The organism is Kosakonia cowanii JCM 10956 = DSM 18146 (assembly GCF_001975225.1).
Classification (GTDB): domain Bacteria; phylum Pseudomonadota; class Gammaproteobacteria; order Enterobacterales; family Enterobacteriaceae; genus Kosakonia; species Kosakonia cowanii.
The window spans coordinates 4,233,856-4,247,299 of the sequence record NZ_CP019445.1 but is presented as its reverse complement, the minus strand read 5'-3'; the positions used below and the strand labels follow the sequence as shown (position 1 = coordinate 4,247,299).

12 protein-coding genes are annotated in these 13,444 nt (G+C 53.7%); 11 read left to right on the top strand and 1 reads right to left on the bottom strand.

Annotation, left to right across the window (positions count from 1 at the left end; genetic code table 11):
• Positions 1-106: 106 nt before the first annotated feature.
• Complete coding sequence (locus BWI95_RS20190) at positions 107-1,690, bottom strand: TerC family protein (RefSeq protein ID WP_076770133.1); 1,584 nt, start codon at positions 1,688-1,690, stop codon at positions 107-109.
• Between the two features lie 686 nt (positions 1,691-2,376).
• Here BWI95_RS20190 and BWI95_RS20185 point away from each other — a divergent pair.
• The 11 genes from BWI95_RS20185 (at position 2,377) to fcl (ending at position 13,443) form a co-directional block, all read left to right on the top strand.
• On the top strand, positions 2,377-3,519 hold the full coding sequence (locus BWI95_RS20185) for a polysaccharide export protein (RefSeq protein WP_023479113.1): 1,143 nt from the start codon (positions 2,377-2,379) through the stop codon (positions 3,517-3,519).
• 5 nt (positions 3,520-3,524) lie between these two features.
• On the top strand, positions 3,525-3,968 hold the full coding sequence (wzb, locus tag BWI95_RS20180) for a low molecular weight protein-tyrosine-phosphatase Wzb (protein ID WP_023479231.1): 444 nt from the start codon (positions 3,525-3,527) through the stop codon (positions 3,966-3,968).
• A gap of 2 nt (positions 3,969-3,970) precedes the next feature.
• Entirely contained in the window at positions 3,971-6,139 is a 2,169-nt protein-coding gene (gene wzc / locus BWI95_RS20175) for a tyrosine-protein kinase Wzc (protein ID WP_076770132.1), read from the top strand.
• A gap of 106 nt (positions 6,140-6,245) precedes the next feature.
• Positions 6,246-7,091: a colanic acid biosynthesis glycosyltransferase WcaA gene (gene wcaA, locus BWI95_RS20170; RefSeq protein WP_054803228.1), complete on the top strand. Its 846-nt coding sequence runs from the start codon at positions 6,246-6,248 to the stop codon at positions 7,089-7,091.
• Positions 7,091-7,582, top strand: coding sequence for a colanic acid biosynthesis acetyltransferase WcaB (gene wcaB, locus BWI95_RS20165; RefSeq protein ID WP_023479173.1), 492 nt, complete (start codon positions 7,091-7,093; stop codon positions 7,580-7,582). The genes wcaA and wcaB overlap by 1 nt, the downstream gene beginning before the upstream one ends.
• Entirely contained in the window at positions 7,579-8,796 is a 1,218-nt protein-coding gene (gene wcaC, locus BWI95_RS20160) for a colanic acid biosynthesis glycosyltransferase WcaC (RefSeq protein WP_054803227.1), read from the top strand. The genes wcaB and wcaC overlap by 4 nt, the downstream gene beginning before the upstream one ends.
• On the top strand, positions 8,771-9,991 hold the full coding sequence (gene wcaD, locus BWI95_RS20155; RefSeq protein WP_076770131.1) for a colanic acid polymerase WcaD: 1,221 nt from the start codon (positions 8,771-8,773) through the stop codon (positions 9,989-9,991). The genes wcaC and wcaD overlap by 26 nt, the downstream gene beginning before the upstream one ends.
• 13 nt (positions 9,992-10,004) lie before the next feature.
• On the top strand, positions 10,005-10,751 hold the full coding sequence (wcaE, locus tag BWI95_RS20150) for a colanic acid biosynthesis glycosyltransferase WcaE (protein ID WP_054803226.1): 747 nt from the start codon (positions 10,005-10,007) through the stop codon (positions 10,749-10,751).
• A gap of 22 nt (positions 10,752-10,773) precedes the next feature.
• On the top strand, positions 10,774-11,328 hold the full coding sequence (gene wcaF / locus BWI95_RS20145; RefSeq protein WP_042712841.1) for a colanic acid biosynthesis acetyltransferase WcaF: 555 nt from the start codon (positions 10,774-10,776) through the stop codon (positions 11,326-11,328).
• A gap of 25 nt (positions 11,329-11,353) precedes the next feature.
• Positions 11,354-12,475 carry a GDP-mannose 4,6-dehydratase gene (gene gmd, locus BWI95_RS20140; RefSeq protein WP_023479093.1) on the top strand — a complete coding sequence of 374 codons (1,122 nt, stop codon included), beginning with the start codon at positions 11,354-11,356 and terminating at the stop codon, positions 12,473-12,475.
• Between the two features lie 2 nt (positions 12,476-12,477).
• The gene (gene fcl / locus BWI95_RS20135) at positions 12,478-13,443 is read left to right on the top strand and encodes a GDP-L-fucose synthase (RefSeq protein ID WP_023479152.1); all 966 of its coding nucleotides are present in this window, start codon (positions 12,478-12,480) and stop codon (positions 13,441-13,443) included.
• Position 13,444: the final 1 nt, after the last annotated feature.

The window sequence follows — 13,444 nt, the reverse complement described above, 5'->3', positions numbered from 1 at the left end:
AAACAAGAAATTTCGTGCATTAAATCGCCAGTGAAGGCCTGGGCGATCCATGTTAAAGCGAGGGAGAAAAGAGGGGAGGAGTGAGCCGGGGCGAACCCCGGCTGGTTTACACTTCGTAGTCGGAAGGAACGTCGCTTGCTATGGGGATAAGCTGCACTTTCTGCACCCGGTGGCTCTCAACCTCCAGGGTTTTCAGGCGGAAATCGCCAATCGTCACCTCTTCGCCAGGAGCGGGAATACGCTGCAGATGCTCCATCAACAGCCCGGCGATGGTGTGGTAATCGCGTTTATCATCCAGCGGCAACGGCACATACTGCACCAGATCTTCCAGTGGCATATGGCCGTTGGCGGTCCAGCTGCCATCGCTGTTTTTCTGGATATCATGGCGGGCGTCAATCTCCTCCACCTCGTTGGGCAGGTTACCGGCGATGGTCTCCATCACATCACTTAATGTCACCACCCCTTCGACCGAGCCGAACTCATCGACCACGAAAGCGAAGTGGGTACGGGCATTACGGAACTGTTCCAGCGCCTGCAACAGCGGTAACCCCTCAGGGAAGACCAGCGGCTGGCGCACCAGTACGCGCAGATCCAGCGGTTCGCCATGCAGGGACTGCTGCAACAGATCGAGAATATGCACCACGCCGAGCAGCGACTCCTCCTGCTCACCGCCGGTCACCACAATGCGGGTGTGCTGGTTTTTATCCAGCAGGGCACGCACCTCCGCTTCCGGCGCGTTGAGATCGACATGTTCGATATCGTGACGCGAGGTCATGATGCTGCTCACCGTGCGCTGATTGAGGTTCAGCACGCGCTCAATCATCCGCCGCTCCTGCGGATTGAAAATCTGCGCATCGTCGCTGTCGCGCAGCATCGAGGCGGTTTGCGCATCCAGCTCCGCATCCTCTTTACGCCCGCTGAGCAGGCGCATCACCGCTTCGGTGGTGCGCTGGCGCAGCGTATGGTTGGCAAACAGGAAACGGCGGCGGTTAAAGATGGCCAGCTGATTGAGGGACTCAATCATTACCGAGAAGCCAATCGCTGCATAGAGATAGCCTTTAGGGATATGGAAGCCAAAGCCTTCCGCCACCAGGCTAAAGCCGATCATCAGCAGGAAGCTGAGGCAGAGGATCACAATCGTCGGGTGATTATTGACGAAGCGGGTGAGGGCTTTGCTCGCCAGCAGCATCAGCGAGATGGCGATAACGACCGCGGCCATCATCACCGCCAGATGATCGACCATGCCGACGGCGGTGATCACCGAGTCGAGAGAGAAGACCGCGTCGAGCACTACGATTTGCGCGACCACCGCCCAGAATTTTGCCCCGCGCCGCTGGCTGGGGTTGTCACTGTCTTTCCCTTCAAGCCGCTCGTTCAGCTCTACCGTGGCTTTAAACAGCAGGAACAGGCCGCCGAACAGCATGATGAGATCGCGGGCGCTAAAGCTTAAACCGCGCACGGTGAACAGCGGTTGCGTGAGTGTCACCAGCCACGAAATGGAGGCCAGCAGCACCAGGCGCATCAGCATAGCAAGGATTAAACCCGTCACGCGGGCGCGGTCGCGCTCTGCAGGGGGGAGTTTTTCCGCCAGGATGGCGATAAAGACCAGGTTATCGATACCGAGCACTAACTCAATGACCACCAGTGTGATCAGCCCGGCCCAGATTGATGGATCAGCAATCCACTCCATTGTTAGCGTAAAACCTTATATAAGTTGAGCATTGTGATGAGGAGATCATGGGTAACTTTCAGTACGAATGCAATGCCGCCTGCGATTAATCTTATTTAATAAGATATTTAAGAGTTATTTAATTACATTCCCGCATGGTGATTATGTTTATTTGTTGCTGTTTAAGGTGCGAATTTAGGAACTATCGTATGGGGCGGGCTGCATCCCTAAGTTGTCAATATAAGTTAATTCCTAAAAACCTGAAAACCCGACGTTAATATTATTCTTAAAAAAGCTCCTGCCAGGAGATGCCGCCTTGCCTGCCTTAGGCTTAGCTGCAACAATTCCATCGGCATCTTTCAAATATACCTGCGATGTTAATTTCCGCGTTGTTATTCGATGCGGAAAAGGATACCCGCCGTATTTAGTGCGCGCCGCAGCTGGCGCCCTGACGAGGATGTAAAGGATGACTATCAACGACATATCGATGATCAGTGCATTGGTAACTGGAAGCCAGGGGCGGTAGCATGCCTGTAGGCATGACTGCAGCCGGATTATTCTGTAATGTCATGGGGTTGGATAAATGCTTTTTAGGACTGATGCTAGTTATATTCCTGGTGAATTAACTGCATTCTGATTCTGTGTACTGCTTGAGCGCTTATTTAAATCGCACAGGATAATTACTCTGCCATAGTGATAATTAATCAATGATGAAATCTAAAATGAAATTGATGCCATTATTGGTGTCCATAAGCTTAATGAGTGGCTGCACCGTATTCCCGGGTAGCAATATGTCGACATCGGGAAAGGACGTGATTAAACAGCAGGATGCTGACTTTGATTTAGACAGTATGGTGAACGTTTATCCATTGACCCCGCGTCTGATTGAGCAGTTGCGCCCACGCGTAAACGTTGCTCAACCTAACATGTCGCTGGATCAAGAGATCTCTTCTTATGAATACCGCGTTGGTCCAGGCGACGTCCTGAGCGTCACTGTGTGGGATCACCCGGAATTAACCACCCCTGCCGGTCAGTATCGCAGCTCCAGCGATACCGGCAACTGGGTGCAGCCGGATGGCACCATGTTCTACCCCTATATCGGCAAAGTCCGCGTGGTGGGTAAAACCCTGGCCGAAATACGTAGTGATATTACCAGCCGCTTAGCGACCTATATTGCCGACCCGCAGGTGGACGTTAATATCGCCGCGTTCCGCTCGCAAAAAGCCTATGTCTCTGGCCAGGTTAATAAATCAGGCCAGCAGGCGATCACCAACGTGCCGCTGACCGTGCTTGACGCGATCAACGCCGCGGGCGGTCTGACCGATCTTGCCGACTGGCGCAATGTCGTGCTGACCCACAAAGGCAAAGAGGAGCGCATCTCTCTGCAGGCGCTGATGCAAAACGGCGACCTCAGCCAGAACCGTCTGCTCTATCCGGGCGACATTCTGTTTGTTCCGCGCAATGACGATCTGAAAGTGTTCGTGATGGGCGAAGTGAAAAAACAGAGCACCCTCAAAATGGACTTCAGCGGCATGACGCTGACCGAAGCGCTTGGCCAGGCAGAAGGTCTCGACCTGACCTCCTCCAACGCCAGCGGTATCTTCGTCATCCGTCCGATCAAGAACGGCGAGGGTGGTCGCGGCAACAAGATTGCCAACATCTACCAGCTTGATATGTCGGATGCCACGTCGCTGGTGATGGCCACCAACTTCCGCCTCCAGCCTTATGACGTTGTTTATGTCACCACCGCACCGGTATCGCGTTGGAACCGTCTTATCAACCAGTTGCTGCCAACCATCAGTGGCGTTCGCTACATGACGGATACGGCCAAAGATATTCATACGTGGTAACAGGCATGTTCAACAAAATTCTGGTGGTTTGTGTGGGGAACATTTGTCGTTCCCCGACAGCGGAACGGCTACTGAAAAAATACCACCCCGGGCTCACGGTTGAGTCCGCGGGGTTGGGCGCACTGGTCGGGCATAGCGCAGATGCCAACGCCACGGCCGTGGCGGCAGATAACCAACTCTCGCTGGATGGGCATGTCGCACGCCAGATCTCCGGGAAATTGTGTCGTGAATTCGATCTGATTCTGGTCATGGAGAAGCGACACATCTCCCGCTTGTGCGAACTTACCCCCGAGATGCGTGGAAAGGTCATGTTGTTTGGCCACTGGGATAACGAACGGGAGATCCCCGATCCGTATCGCAAAAGTCGCGAAGCTTTTGAAGCCGTTTACACCTTACTTGACCAGTCTGCCCGCCTTTGGGCGCAGGCATTGCAAGCTCAGCAGGGATAATAATGACAGAGAAAACACACCATTCGCATTCTGCTACGTCGGCAGTGGGCAATGACGAAATCGATATTGGCCGTCTACTCGGCACAATCATTGAGGCTCGCTGGTGGGTGCTGGGCATTACCGCGCTATTTGCCCTCGCCGCGCTCGTTTACTGCATGTTCGCCACGCCCATTTACAGCGCCGATGCGCTGGTGCAGATCGAGCAGAATACCGGCAGTTCGCTGGTGCAGGATATTAACAGCGCGTTGAGTAACAAACCGCCGGCGTCGGAAGCGGAAATCCAGCTGATCCAGTCCCGCCTGGTGCTGGGCAAAACCGTTGACGATCTCGACCTCGACATCTCGGTGGTGAAAAACACCTTCCCACTGTTCGGCGCCGGTTGGGATCGCCTGATGGGGCGGCAGAATGAGACTGTTAAGGTCACCTCATTCGAACTGCCGAAAGGGTGGGCGGATCAGACCTTCACCCTTAAAGTGCTGAGCCCGAAAACTTATCTGCTGAGCAGCGACGGCGGGTTTGAAGCGCGCGGTGAAGTGGGCAAACCGTTGAGCAAAGAGGGCGTCACCATGATGGTGAGCGCGATTCAGGCCTCTGACGACAGCGAGTTTACCGTCACCAAGTTCTCGACCCTTGGCATGATCAACAATCTGCAAAACAACCTGACGGTTGTGGAGAACGGTAAAGACACCGGCGTGCTGAGCCTCAGCTACACCGGCGAAGATCGCGATCAGATCCGTGCCATTCTCAACAGCATCACCCGCAACTACCTTGAGCAGAATATTGAGCGCAAATCGGAAGAAGCGGCAAAAAGCCTGATCTTCCTCGATAAGCAGCTGCCGGAAGTGCGTCATAACCTCGACGTCGCGGAAGATAAGCTCAACGCCTATCGCCAGACGAAAGACTCCGTCGACCTGCCGCTCGAAGCCAAATCGGTGCTCGACTCGGTGGTCAACATTGATGCGCAGTTGAACGAACTGACCTTCAAAGAAGCGGAGATCTCCAAGCTCTACACCAAAGCGCACCCGGCGTACCGCACGCTGCTGGAGAAACGCCAGGCGCTGGAAGATGAGAAGGCCAAGCTCAATAAACGCATTACGGCCATGCCGCAGACGCAGCAGGAAATCGTGCGCCTGACCCGCGACGTTGAATCTGGTCAGCAGGTCTATATGCAGCTGCTGAATAAACAGCAGGAGCTGCGTATCACTCAGGCGAGCACCGTGGGCGATGTGCGCATCGTTGACCCGGCAATCACCCAGCCTGGCGTGCTGAAGCCGAAAAAAGCGCTGATTATTCTCGGCAGCATTATTTTCGGTCTGATTATCTCCGTCGTTGGCGTGTTGCTGCGTTCCCTCTTCAACCGCGGTATCGAAAGCCCGCAGGTGCTGGAAGAGCACGGTATCAGCGTCTATGCCAGCATCCCGCTCTCCGAGTGGCAGAAGGAGCGTGATAACGCGCAAGTCGCCAAAGGGGCACGCCGCTTCAAGCAGAGCCAGTTGCTGGCGGTGGGTAACCCGACCGACCTGGCGATTGAAGCGGTTCGCAGCCTGCGCACCAGTCTCCACTTCGCCATGATGCAGGCCAACAACAATGTGTTGATGATGACCGGGGTCAGCCCCTCCATCGGTAAAACCTTTGTCTGTGCCAACCTTGCGGCGGTTATCAGCCAGACCAACAAGCGCGTGCTGCTGATCGACTGTGATATGCGTAAAGGCTACACCCACGAACTGCTGGGTACCGACAATATCAACGGCCTGTCAGATGTGCTGGCAGGGAAGGGCACCATCGAGAGCTGCGCGAAGCCGACCTCTATCAGCAACTTCGACCTGGTTCCGCGCGGTCAGGTGCCGCCTAACCCATCTGAGCTGCTGATGAGCGAACGCTTTACCCAGCTGATTGAGTGGGCGAGCAAAAACTACGATCTGGTGCTGATCGATACCCCGCCAATCCTCGCGGTGACCGATGCGGCTGTAGTAGGTCGCCATGCGGGCACCACGCTGATGGTGGCGCGTTACGCGGTCAACACCCTGAAAGAGATCCAGACCAGCCTGAGCCGCTTCGAGCAGAACGGCATCCAGGTGAAAGGCGTCATCCTGAACTCCATCTTCCGCCGCGCAACCGGCTATCAGGATTACGGCTACTACGAGTACGAATACAAGTCCGACTCGAAATAACAAGACTTATACCTCTACCCTCAGCGTGCTTCGCCCTTCCCCTTAACGGGGGGAGGGCGTAAGCGAGGGCGAAAAGCGGCATGTTGAACGCATTAGGGATCGCATCATGAGCACAACAGCAAACCCATTAATTTCAATTTATATGCCTACCTGGAACCGTCAGCAGCTGGCCATCCGCGCCATTAAATCGGTGCTGCGCCAGGATTACCCGCACTGGGAAATGATCATCGTTGATGACTGCTCCGCGTCGTTCGATCAGCTGCAGCAGTTTGTTGACGAACTGGGCGACCCGCGCGTCAGCTATACGCGCAACGACTTCAACTCCGGTGCCTGCGCCGTGCGCAACCAGGCCATTCTGCAGGCGCGTGGTCAATACATTACCGGTATCGATGATGATGATGAGTGGACGCCAAACCGCTTATCGGTCTTCCTCGCCCATAAACATCTGCTTAATACCCGCGCGTTTCTCTACGCCAATGATTATGTGTGTCAGGGCGAAGTCTACGCGCAACCGGCGAGCCTACCGCTCTACCCGAAATCGCCGTTCTCCCGCAAACTCTTCTACAAACGCAATATCGTCGGCAACCAGGTTTTCACCTGGGCGTGGCGGTTTAAAGAGTCGCTGTTTGATACCCAACTGAAAGCCGCCCAGGATTACGACATCTTCCTGCGCATGGTGACCGAGTATGGCGAGCCGTTCAAAATTGAAGAGGCGACGCAGATCCTGCATATCAACCACGGTGAAATGCAGATCACCTCTTCACCGAAGAAGTTCTCCGGCTACTTCCACTTCTATCGCAAGCACAAAGATAAGTTCGACCGTGCCAGCAAGAAGTACCAACTCTTCACCCTCTACCAGATCCGCAATAAGCGGATGAACTGGCGCACGCTGCTGACGCTCTTTTCCGTGCGCAACGGCAAACGTCTGGCTGATGGGCTGCGGGGTAAATAATGCGACTGGAAGATTTTCGCGCAAACCACTGGAACTTGCGCCCGTGTTGCATGGTTGCAGCCTACCGTATCGCACACTTCTGCTCGGTGTGGCGCAAAAAGCATGTGATTAACAATATCTGGGCCGCGCCGGTCATTCTGCTCTACCGCTTTATCACCGAATGCCTGTTTGGCTATGAGATCCAGGCGGCAGCAACTATCGGTCGGCGTTTCACCATTCACCACGGTTATGCGGTGGTGATTAATAAAAATGTCGTAGCGGGTGATGATTTTACCATTCGCCATGGTGTGACCATCGGCAACCGCGGCGCCGACAGCCTGGCCTGCCCGGTGATTGGCAACGGCGTTGAGCTGGGCGCGAATGTGGTGATGATTGGCGATATTACCATTGGCAACAATGTCACCATTGGCGCAGGCAGCGTGGTGCTCGACAGTGTGCCGGACAACGCGCTGGTGGTGGGTGAAAAAGCGCGCGTGAAGGTGATTAAATGAATATTTTGCAGTTTAACGTACGCCTCGCAGAGGGCGGTGCTGCGGGTGTTGCGCTGGATCTTCACCAGCGGGCACTGCAGCAGGGTTATCAGTCGCGCTTTATTTATGGCTACGGTAAAGGCGGCAAAAAGAGTGTCAGCCATGACAACTATCAGAACGTCTATAAACAGACGCCGCGTCTGACCTCGATTGCCAACCTGGCGCTGTTCCGCCTCTTTAACCGCGATGTTTTCGGCAACCTCAATAATCTTTATCGCAACGTGACCCGCAGCGAAGGGCCGCTGGTGCTCCATTTCCATGTGATGCACAGCTACTGGCTCAACCTTGAGGATCTGGTAGCGTTTTGCCAGCGCGTAAAAGCGCACAAGCCGGACGTCACCTTCGTCTGGACGCTGCACGACCACTGGAGCGTTACTGGCCGTTGCGCCTTTACCGACGGCTGCGAAGGGTGGAAGAGCAACTGCCAGAAGTGCCCGACGCTGAGTAACTATCCGCCGGTCAAAATCGATCGCGCGCATCAGTTAGTGGGCCGCAAGCGCCAGCTGTTTAACACCATGCTGTCACTGGGTTGCCAGTTTATCTCCCCAAGCCAGCATGTGGCTGACGCCTTTAATAGTCTGTATGGCGCTGGCCGTTGTCAGATTATCAACAACGGTATTGATGTCGCGACAGAAGAGATCCTCGCCCAGCTCGCGCCGGTAAAAGTGACGCAGGGAAAACCGAAGATCGCTATCGTCGCCCACGATTTACGCTACGACGGGAAAACCAACCAAAAGCTGGTGCGCGACATTATGGCCCTTGAAGATCGCGTCGAGTTACACACCTTCGGCAAATTTTCCCCGTTTGAGGGGCCGCAGGTGGTTAACCACGGTTTTCTTACTGATAAGCGTAAATTGATGAGCGAGCTCAATGAGATGGATGCGCTGGTCTTTAGTTCGCGCGTCGATAACTACCCGCTGATCCTCTGCGAAGCCCTCTCCATCGGCGTGCCGGTGATCGCCACCCACAGCGATGCGGCGCGCGAAGTGCTGCAAAAGTCGGGCGGGAAAACCTTCAGTGAAGAGGAGGTGCTGCCGCTGGTGCAGTGCCATAAAGCAGAAATTGCCCAGGCGGTGTTTGGCGAGAGCCTCGACGCGTTTCGCGCGCGCAGCCGCCAGGCCTATAGCGGTCATCAGATGCTGGAGGAGTATGTCTCGTTCTATCAGAGTCTGTAGCTATCTGCTGCTGCCGTTGATCTACCTGCTGGTCAACGTGAAATTATTCCAGCTCGGTGAGAGCTTCCCGATCACGATTGTGACGTTTTTACCGGTGATGCTGCTGCTCTACGTTGAGCGCATCAACCTGAAAAAATTGATGTTAGCGCTGATGCTCGGTGCAGGATTAACGCTCTTCAACTTTATTTTCGGTAAGTCACTGGATGCCAGTAAATATGTCACGTCGACAATGCTGTTTGTTTACATCGTGATCATTATTGGCATGGTGTGGAGTATTCGCTTCAAAACGATCTCGCCGCATAACTACCGAAAGATTTTGAGATTTTTCTATATGGTGGTGGCGTTAATTGTCACGCTGGCCGCAATGGAGATGGCTCAGATCATTCTTACCGGCGGCAGTAGTTTGATGGAAATAATTTCGAAATATCTTATTTACAGCAACAGTTACGTGCTGAATTTTATCAAGTTCGGCGGTAAGCGAACCACGGCGCTCTATTTCGAACCGGCATTCTTCGCTCTGGCGTTAATCTCAATTTGGCTCAGCATCAAACAGTTTGGTATCAAAACGCCGAAGACCGATGCTATGATTCTGGCAGGGATAGTTCTCTCAGGATCGTTCTCCGGGGTAATGACATTTATCATGTTTTACCTGCTGGAATGGGCGTTCCAGTATCTTAATAAAGAGGCGATTCAGAAGAAATTACCGCTGGCAATTATTTCACTTGCGGTGTTTGTCGTGGGCCTCGTATTTGCTTTTCCTTATATTGCAACGCGTATTGGCGATTTGGGAACGGAAGGCTCCTCCTCTTATTACCGAATTATCGGTCCGCTTGTGATGGTTGGATATTCGCTGACCAATATTGATGGCGTAGTAAGATTCGGCTCACTTTATGAATATGTCGCATCATTCGGAATCTTTAACGGTGCAGACGTCGGGAAAACAATAGACAATGGGTTGTATCTGCTGATCATTTATTTTTCATGGTTAGCGGTAATACTGACCGGATGGTACATGTTTAAAGTCGCTAAAATGACGATGAATGCTTTTGGCAACAATCAGAATTTTCGCGTTCAACTTTTCTTGTTTACCCCGATCTCGTTGTTTTTTACGGGGTCAATTTTTAGTCCGGAATATGCATTTTTAATTGTTTGTCCATTTATTCTTCGTAAGGCATTGAATATTGTCAGTTCATGAGAAGGTGGGTCACATGCTGCTAAGTGTTATTACTGTCGCGTTTCGCAATTATGAAGGTGTGATGAAGACCTGGCAGTCGCTGGCTCACCTGGCGAAAGCGCAAGATATCGAGTTCGAGTGGATCGTGGTTGACGGCGGTTCACAGGACGGCACTGAGGATTTTCTGAAAAGCCTCAATGGACAATATAATTTACGTTTCATAAGCGAGCGCGATAAAGGTATTTACGATGCCATGAATAAAGGCATCGATATGGCCTCAGGACGTTTTGCGATATTTCTTAATTCTGGCGATATTTTCCATGAAGAGATCGTCGATGTTGTTCGCCAGTTAAGCGAAGCGAAAGAGACCGCGATGTATATCGGCGATGCGCTGCTTGATTTCGGCGACGGCAGCAAGCTGCGTCGCAATGCGAAAAGCGGCTGGTATATTTATCACAGCCTGCCGGCCAGCCACCAGGCCATCTTTTTCCCGGTGCACGGGTTAAAAACGTACCCCTACGATCTGCAATTTAAAGTCTCATCCGATTACGCGTTAGCGGCCAGAATGTTTAAAGCGGGCTTTCCGTTTAAGCGTCTGAAAGGGCTGGTATCTGAATTTTCGATGGGCGGTGTATCCACTTCTAATAATCTCGAATTATGTCAAGACGCCCGTAAAGTTCAGCGCACGATATTACACGTCCCGGGCTTCTGGGCAGAATTATCCTATATGTTGCGTTTACGGACGACGGGTAAAGCAAAGGCTTTATATAACAAAGCGTAACGCCCGGACATAAGGAAAGAATATGCAAGATTTAAACGGATTCTCCGTGCCGAAAGGCTTTCGGGGCGGGAACGCTATTAAGGTTCAACTGTGGTGGGCGGTGCAGGCGACATTATTTGCCTGGTCTCCGCAGGTGCTTTATCGCTGGCGCGCCTTCTTATTACGCCTGTTCGGCGCAAAGGTAGGTAAAGGCGTGGTGATTCGACCTTCGGTCAAAATTACCTACCCATGGAAATTAACCCTGGGTGATTACAGCTGGGTGGGGGATGACGCGGTGTTATATACGCTCGGCGACATCACCATCGGCGCAAATTCTGTGGTGTCACAGAAGTGTTATTTGTGCACCGGCAGTCACGACTATATGAGCGCGCATTTCGATATTAACGCGACGCCTATCGTGATTGGCGAGAAGTGCTGGCTGGCGACGGATGTGTTTGTTGCTCCCGGCGTTTCTATCGGCGACGGCACGGTCGTCGGTGCGCGCAGCAGTGTTTTTAAATCGCTACCGGCAAATGCGATTTGTCGGGGCAATCCCGCAGTGGTAACGCGCGAACGCGTTGAAAAGGTAACTCCCTAACAGGGAACATTGAGGAAAATAAATTATGTCTAAAGTCGCTCTCATCACCGGCGTTACCGGGCAAGATGGCTCTTATCTGGCAGAACTGCTTCTGGAAAAGGGTTACGAAGTTCACGGCATCAAACGCCGCGCTTCCTCTTTCAATACTGAGCGTGTTGATCACATTTATCAGGATCCGCACACAAGCAACCCGAAATTCCACCTGCACTACGGCGATCTGACCGATACGTCCAACCTGACCCGTATCCTGCAGGAAGTGCAGCCGGATGAAGTGTACAACCTGGGCGCGATGAGCCACGTTGCGGTCTCCTTCGAATCCCCGGAATACACCGCTGATGTCGACGCTATGGGTACGCTGCGTCTGCTGGAAGCGATCCGCTTCCTGGGTCTGGAGAAGAAAACCCGTTTCTATCAGGCATCCACCTCTGAGCTGTATGGCCTGGTGCAGGAAACCCCGCAGAAAGAGACCACGCCGTTCTACCCGCGCTCTCCGTATGCCGTTGCCAAACTGTACGCTTACTGGATCACCGTGAACTACCGTGAATCCTACGGCATGTACGCCTGTAACGGCATCCTGTTCAACCACGAATCCCCGCGTCGCGGCGAAACCTTCGTGACCCGTAAAATCACCCGCGCGATCGCCAACATCGCTCAGGGCCTGGAATCCTGCCTCTATCTCGGCAACATGGACTCCCTGCGTGACTGGGGCCATGCCAAAGACTACGTGAAAATGCAGTGGATGATGCTGCAGCAGGAACAGCCGGAAGACTTCGTTATCGCCACCGGCGTGCAGTACTCCGTACGTCAGTTCGTTGAAATGGCTGCCGCTCAGCTCGGTATCAAACTGCGCTTCGAAGGCACTGGCGTAGAAGAGAAGGGTATCGTTGTTTCCGTAACTGGCCACGATGCGCCGGGCGTGAAACCGGGTGATGTGATTGTTGCCGTTGACCCGCGTTACTTCCGTCCTGCTGAAGTGGAAACCCTGCTGGGCGACCCGACCAAAGCGCACGAAAAACTGGGCTGGAAACCGGAAACTACCCTGCAGGAGATGGTCTCCGAAATGGTGGCAAAAGATCTGGAAGCAGCGAAAAAACACTCACTGCTTAAGGCCCACGGTTACGAGGTTGCCATCGCGCTGGAGTCCTGAGCATGACCAAACAACGTGTTTTTGTGGCTGGCCATCGCGGGATGGTGGGGTCAGCCATCGTACGGCAGCTCGAACAGCGTGCGGATATCGAACTGGTGCTGCGCTCCCGCGAAGAGCTGAACCTGTTGGATGCCGCGGCGGTAGACGCGTTTTTCGCCAGCGAACGTATTGACCAGGTCTACCTGGCGGCAGCGAAAGTGGGCGGTATTGTGGCGAACAATACCTACCCGGCGGACTTCATCTACGAAAATATGATGATTGAGAGCAACATCATTCACTCGGCGCACAAGCACGACGTGAACAAGCTGTTGTTCCTCGGTTCGTCCTGCATCTACCCGAAACTGGCGAAGCAGCCGATTGCTGAAAGCGAGCTGCTGCAAGGGACGCTGGAGCCGACGAACGAGCCGTACGCGATTGCCAAAATCGCCGGGATCAAACTGTGCGAATCGTACAACCGCCAGTATGACCGCGATTACCGCTCGGTGATGCCGACCAACCTGTATGGTCCGCACGACAACTTCCACCCGAGCAACTCGCACGTTATTCCTGCGCTGCTGCGTCGTTTCCACGAAGCGACCCAGGAGAATGCGGCAGACGTGGTGGTGTGGGGCAGCGGTACGCCGATGCGTGAATTCCTCCATGTGGATGATATGGCAGCAGCCAGCATTCATGTGCAGGAACTGGCGCGCGAAGTGTGGCAGGAGAATACCGAACCGATGCTGTCGCACATCAACGTCGGTACCGGCGTTGACTGCACCATTCGCGAACTGGCGCAGACGGTTGCAAGCGTTGTGGGCTACAAAGGCCGCGTGGTGTTTGACGCCACCAAGCCTGACGGCACGCCGCGTAAGCTGCTGGACGTGACCCGTTTGCATCAACTGGGCTGGTATCACGAGATCTCACTGGAAGCGGGGCTGGCTAGCACCTACCAGTGGTTCCTTGAAAACCAGCACCGGTTCCGGGGGTAAG

Bases quoted from the DNA above. Each gene is read 5' to 3' on its own strand.
- BWI95_RS20185 (WP_023479113.1), top strand. From the start codon at position 2,377: ATGATGAAATCTAAAATGAAATTGATGCCATTATTGGTGTCCATAAGC.
- wcaE (WP_054803226.1), top strand. From the start codon at position 10,005: ATGCTGCTAAGTGTTATTACTGTCGCGTTTCGCAATTATGAAGGTGTG.
- wcaF (WP_042712841.1), top strand. From the start codon at position 10,774: ATGCAAGATTTAAACGGATTCTCCGTGCCGAAAGGCTTTCGGGGCGGG.
- fcl (WP_023479152.1), top strand. From the start codon at position 12,478: ATGACCAAACAACGTGTTTTTGTGGCTGGCCATCGCGGGATGGTGGGG.
- gmd (WP_023479093.1), top strand. From the start codon at position 11,354: ATGTCTAAAGTCGCTCTCATCACCGGCGTTACCGGGCAAGATGGCTCT.
- wcaA (WP_054803228.1), top strand. From the start codon at position 6,246: ATGAGCACAACAGCAAACCCATTAATTTCAATTTATATGCCTACCTGG.
- wzb (WP_023479231.1), top strand. From the start codon at position 3,525: ATGTTCAACAAAATTCTGGTGGTTTGTGTGGGGAACATTTGTCGTTCC.
- wcaB (WP_023479173.1), top strand. From the start codon at position 7,091: ATGCGACTGGAAGATTTTCGCGCAAACCACTGGAACTTGCGCCCGTGT.
- wcaD (WP_076770131.1), top strand. From the start codon at position 8,771: ATGTCTCGTTCTATCAGAGTCTGTAGCTATCTGCTGCTGCCGTTGATC.
- wcaC (WP_054803227.1), top strand. From the start codon at position 7,579: ATGAATATTTTGCAGTTTAACGTACGCCTCGCAGAGGGCGGTGCTGCG.
- BWI95_RS20190 (WP_076770133.1), bottom strand. From the start codon at position 1,690: ATGGAGTGGATTGCTGATCCATCAATCTGGGCCGGGCTGATCACACTG.
- wzc (WP_076770132.1), top strand. From the start codon at position 3,971: ATGACAGAGAAAACACACCATTCGCATTCTGCTACGTCGGCAGTGGGC.